4 protein-coding genes are annotated in these 4233 nt (G+C 61.2%); 2 read left to right on the forward strand and 2 right to left on the reverse strand.

The window, feature by feature from the left end; translation table 11 throughout:
• Nucleotides 1–206: 206 nt before the first annotated feature.
• Nucleotides 207–1241, reverse strand: coding sequence for an extracellular solute-binding protein (locus EN932_RS30425; RefSeq protein WP_013531376.1), 1035 nt, complete (start codon nt 1239–1241; stop codon nt 207–209).
• Here EN932_RS30425 and EN932_RS30430 point away from each other — a divergent pair.
• Nucleotides 1213–1491 (forward strand): hypothetical protein, encoded by a 279-nt coding sequence (locus EN932_RS30430; protein ID WP_127370232.1) that lies wholly within the window; start codon nt 1213–1215, stop codon nt 1489–1491. The genes EN932_RS30425 and EN932_RS30430 overlap by 29 nt on opposite strands.
• Before the next feature lie 115 nt (nt 1492–1606).
• Here the strand turns inward: EN932_RS30430 and EN932_RS30435 are convergent, their stop codons facing one another.
• Nucleotides 1607–2578 carry an NAD-dependent epimerase/dehydratase family protein gene (locus tag EN932_RS30435; protein WP_127385371.1) on the reverse strand — a complete coding sequence of 324 codons (972 nt, stop codon included), beginning with the start codon at nt 2576–2578 and terminating at the stop codon, nt 1607–1609.
• A 722-nt stretch (nt 2579–3300) separates the two neighbouring features.
• Between EN932_RS30435 and EN932_RS30440 the strand changes: the two genes are divergently transcribed.
• The gene (locus tag EN932_RS30440; protein ID WP_013531374.1) at nt 3301–4074 is read left to right on the forward strand and encodes an NAD kinase; all 774 of its coding nucleotides are present in this window, start codon (nt 3301–3303) and stop codon (nt 4072–4074) included.
• The last annotated feature ends 159 nt before the right edge of the window (nt 4075–4233 follow it).

Raw genomic sequence — 4233 nt, forward strand, 5'->3', positions numbered from 1 at the left:
GCTTGGTGGCTTCGGCGCGGCGGATGGTGGCCTGCATCAGTTCGACGGGCGAAAGCTTCTTTGCCTTGAACAGCCGCAGCGCCTCGCTGGCCGGCATGTAGCAAAGGTCGAGATCGGTCATGGGAAGTCTCCTGCGATCTGCGCATCGCGTTGCATGGACGGAGATGACCGCGCCGCGTGCAGCGGCGCGGGAAAGCCTGGTCAGGTCATTTCTGCAGGTCGGTCCAGATCTTCGTGTAGAGCGCCTGCACGTCGGGCGGGCATGCCTGCATGAACTGGCCCTTGGCGGCGAAATCGGCGGGAATGTTGACTTCCGGCGCGGTCTTCATGTCGTCGGGCATGAAGGCTTCCGAGCCCTTGATACCGTTCGAATAACGCGCAAAGGCTGAGATCAGTGCCGCATTCTGCGGATCCATGATGAAATTCTGGAACAGCTTGGCGTTGTCGACATTTTTGGCGTCCTTGAGGACAGCGACATTGTCCATCCAGATCGGATAGCCTTCCTTGGGATAGCCATAGACGATCTTGTCGTTCTCAAGCCGCTCGCGCAGCGATATGCCGTTCCAGTTGACGCCCGCGGCGATGTCGCCCCTGCCCAGGCCATCGACGGCCGCATAGTCGAGCGAAAGCCATTTCGCCTTCGCCTCCACCAGCTTGTCATGCACCTTCTTCAGCATCTGCATGTCGCTGCTGCAATATTTGCCACCCTCGTAAGCGATGGCGAGGAACATGATGTCACCCATTTCGGGTACGACATTGATCTTGCCGACGAGTTCGGGGGGTGGGTCGAGGAAGATCGCCGATGTGTTGGGGTCGCCGGCATAAACCGACTTGTTCACCGAAATGCCGGTCGTGCCCCACTGCCATGGAACGGTATATTTGCGGCCTGGATCGAATGGAACATCGACCCACCTGGGATCGACGTTCTTGAAGTTCTCCATCTTGTTGGGATCGGTCTCCAAGAGCAGACCTTCGCTGATCCAGACCGGCACGACGCTCGCCGAGGGCACGACGATGTCATAGCCGGAGGCGCCCTGCCGGACCTTGGCCAGGGCGGTATCGTTGGAATCATAGTCGGTGACGGTGACCTTGACCTTGTAGGTCTCCTCGAACTTCTTGATCAGGTCGGGACTGGTGTAGTTGCCCCAATTGTAGATGTTGAGTTCGCCGTCGGCATGGGCAACGCCCGTGACAGTCAGCAGCGACAGGCCGATGGCCGTCGCGGTCAGTTTCCAGTTCATGCTGTATGCTCCCATTGTTGGGACCGGCGGCGTTACGGCCTCAGGTCCGTTTCCTGCTGACGAAAAGATGGCCGCGACAATGCCGATCGACGGCACGAGAACGGCCGTCGACATCGCATTTGCGGCATGCGGCGCACCGGCAACGGCAAGCCGCATCGCAGTCGAGATATTCCCCTCTTCATGGTGGCCATTCACCGGCTGGCGCCGGCTGTCCAACTCAATTCGCGACCTCAGGAGTAACTATGACTAAACATGCAGTCAATATCTTTATGCGGATACGGCCAGGGCTCGCCGATGGGTGCGCCCGATGCGGTGGTGACCAAGTGGGCAGCCAGGAAAGAGCTTTGGCCGCGACGCCGGGCGCGTCAGGCCGTTGGGGCCGCAACGGTTCCGGCCGCAATTCGCTGACGGAACCAATCGAAGGTGCGCCCGATGCCTTCCTGATAGCTCGTCCTGGCTTCCCAGCCAGGAAGGACATGCCTCGCCGACGTCAGGTCCGGACGCCGATTTGTCGGATCCTGGGGAGCCGGAGGGTGGTGCTCGATGCGGCTGCCGGGGACAAGCGACCTGACGAATTCCGCGATGCGCAGGACGGAAACCTCGTGATCGTTGCCGATGTTCAGAGGGCCGCGATGCGAGATGCCGTCGCGCCAGAAGTAACGTTCCAGCCCCTCGACGATGTCGTCGACATAACCCCAACTGCGCGATTGGGACCCGTCGCCATAGACCGTCAGCACCCCGGTTGTCAGAGCCTGGATGGCAAAGTTCGAAACGGCGCGTCCATCGTCGATGCGGGTTCGCGGCCCATATGTGTTGAAAATCCTGACGACGCGAATGTCGAGCCCGACAACCCGCTGCTGTTCGAACAGCAATGCCTCGGTGCAGCGCTTGCTTTCATCATAAGAGGCCCTGGGACCGGTGCAGTCCACCGATCCCCTGTAACTCTCGGGTTGGGGTGAAATCAGGGGGTCGCCATAGACTTCCGAGGTCGAGGCGAAGCAGAAACGGCCGCCGGGCTTGAGCAGCGTCAGAAGATTGAGCGCGCCGCCGATGTTGGCCTTGATCGTGCGTACCGGCTCGCGCATGTACCAAAGCGGCGAAGCCGGCGACGCGAGATGAATGATCTCATCGAAGCGTTGAAGGGATGAAAAGCTTTCGGCATCGGCAATCTGCAGATCGAAACGCGGATCGGCGACATGTGCGACGTTGTCTCGCGTCCCGGTCCAAAGATTGTCGACGACGATCAGCTTTTCCAGATCGCTTCGCCGCAACAGACGGTCGACCAGATGTGAGCCGAGGAAGCCGCAGCCACCAGAAATCAACACGCTGCGCGACATGGAACCCCCTGCTCCAGACACCCGGCCAGTCAACGAGCCGCAGGGCTTGTTTCCCAACAACGGCGGATACGAGGCTACCCAAAAACCTTTCCGCCAATCGGTGCACCCATCTACACCGCCAAGCGCCGCGAGTGCAAACAGCAAGCTTTCACGAGTGGAACGTGCGGCAGCCGACCGGCCTCTGCTTTTAAGGAGAGAAACTGCCGCGCGATGTCGCGCACCGAAGCGGCCGCCAATGCCGCCGGTCATCCGAAAGGATGATCAGGTTACAGCGCTACAGCGCCCTTTGCGGGCATGGCGCTCCGGCTGCGTCACCACAGCGCGACGCCGTGGGCTGCGGTCGGAAGCTCGTCTCTTCGGACCGGCGCACCAGTTCGGCAAAGAGCAGCGCGAAGCTTCCCAGCATCAGAAAGACAATGATCAGGCGTGTTACCGGCAATATGTCGGCCTCGACTGGCTAGCCCCCACGCCACCCATCCACTGCCGGCTAACATGACCGATCCGGCTTTACGAGACTTTAAGGCCGGTCTTAACCATCACATTCGCGTAGCCTTTGACATGATACGCGAACGCATGTCCGCATCCGCCGTCCCGCGGTCGCCTCCCATCCCGGAATGGCATTGCCATCCGGGATGGCGGCTCCGTTTGCAGACCTACCCCGCCCATGCTACCCCAAAATTGGCGCGGCCCTGCCGCTGCCAACCGGTCGTCATCGGGGAGCCATGAGCAAAGCCGCCAGCCACATCGCCTTCGTCTCGTCCGACACCGCTGACGCCAAGACGGCGCTGGAAAGCCTGTCGGCGCGCTATGGCCAGTCTTCCGTCGAGGAGGCCGAGATCGTCGTTGCCCTTGGGGGTGACGGCTTCCTGCTGCAGACCCTGCGCGACACGATGGGGACCGGCAAGAAGGTCTACGGCATGAACCGTGGCACCATCGGCTTCCTGATGAACGAGTATCGTTCCGGTGGCCTGACCGAGCGTCTCGAAGCCGCCGTCGCCGAAACGATCCGCCCGCTGGAGATGCTGGCCGTGACCTCGGAAGGCGAAACGATTTCGGCACTGGCTATCAACGAGGTGGCGCTGTGGCGTCAATCGTACCAGACGGCCAAGATCCGCATCACCGTCGACGAACAGGTCCGGCTTGAGGAACTGAACTGCGACGGCGTCATGATCGCAACCCCGGCCGGGTCCACCGCCTACAATCTTTCGGCGCACGGGCCGATCCTGCCGCTCGACGCGCCGCTGCTGGCGCTGACCCCGGTCAGCCCGTTTCGCCCGCGCCGCTGGCGCGGCGCGCTGCTCTCCAACAAAGCGACGGTGCGCTTCGACATCCGCGAGCCGGAAAAGCGGCCGGTGAACGCCGCCGCCGACCATACCGAGGTCAAGGCGGTGACCTCGGTAACGGTGCGAGAATCACCCACGGCGACAGCAACGTTGCTGTTCGATCCCAATCATTCCTGGAACGAGCGTATTCTCGCCGAACAGTTCCGCTATTGAGCCGGCTCTGCGACCGACAGGTCGATTAAGCATCCCGATTAAGGTTACAACTTCACAATCGTGCCATTGCTGCCCGTTTCTGTTGACAAATCGAGGGCTTGCTCCTAATTGCAATACCGATCTTGCAGGCGCGTGGCGCTTGCCGCGACGCCATTAGAC

The sequence above is a fragment of the Mesorhizobium sp. M7A.F.Ca.US.002.01.1.1 genome, from assembly GCF_004022955.1.
Lineage (GTDB): Bacteria > Pseudomonadota > Alphaproteobacteria > Rhizobiales > Rhizobiaceae > Mesorhizobium > Mesorhizobium ciceri.

Bases quoted from the DNA above. Each gene is read 5' to 3' on its own strand.
- EN932_RS30425 (WP_013531376.1), bottom strand. From the start codon at position 1,241: ATGAACTGGAAACTGACCGCGACGGCCATCGGCCTGTCGCTGCTGACT.
- EN932_RS30435 (WP_127385371.1), bottom strand. From the start codon at position 2,578: ATGTCGCGCAGCGTGTTGATTTCTGGTGGCTGCGGCTTCCTCGGCTCA.
- EN932_RS30440 (WP_013531374.1), top strand. From the start codon at position 3,301: ATGAGCAAAGCCGCCAGCCACATCGCCTTCGTCTCGTCCGACACCGCT.
- EN932_RS30430 (WP_127370232.1), top strand. From the start codon at position 1,213: ATGGCCGTCGCGGTCAGTTTCCAGTTCATGCTGTATGCTCCCATTGTT.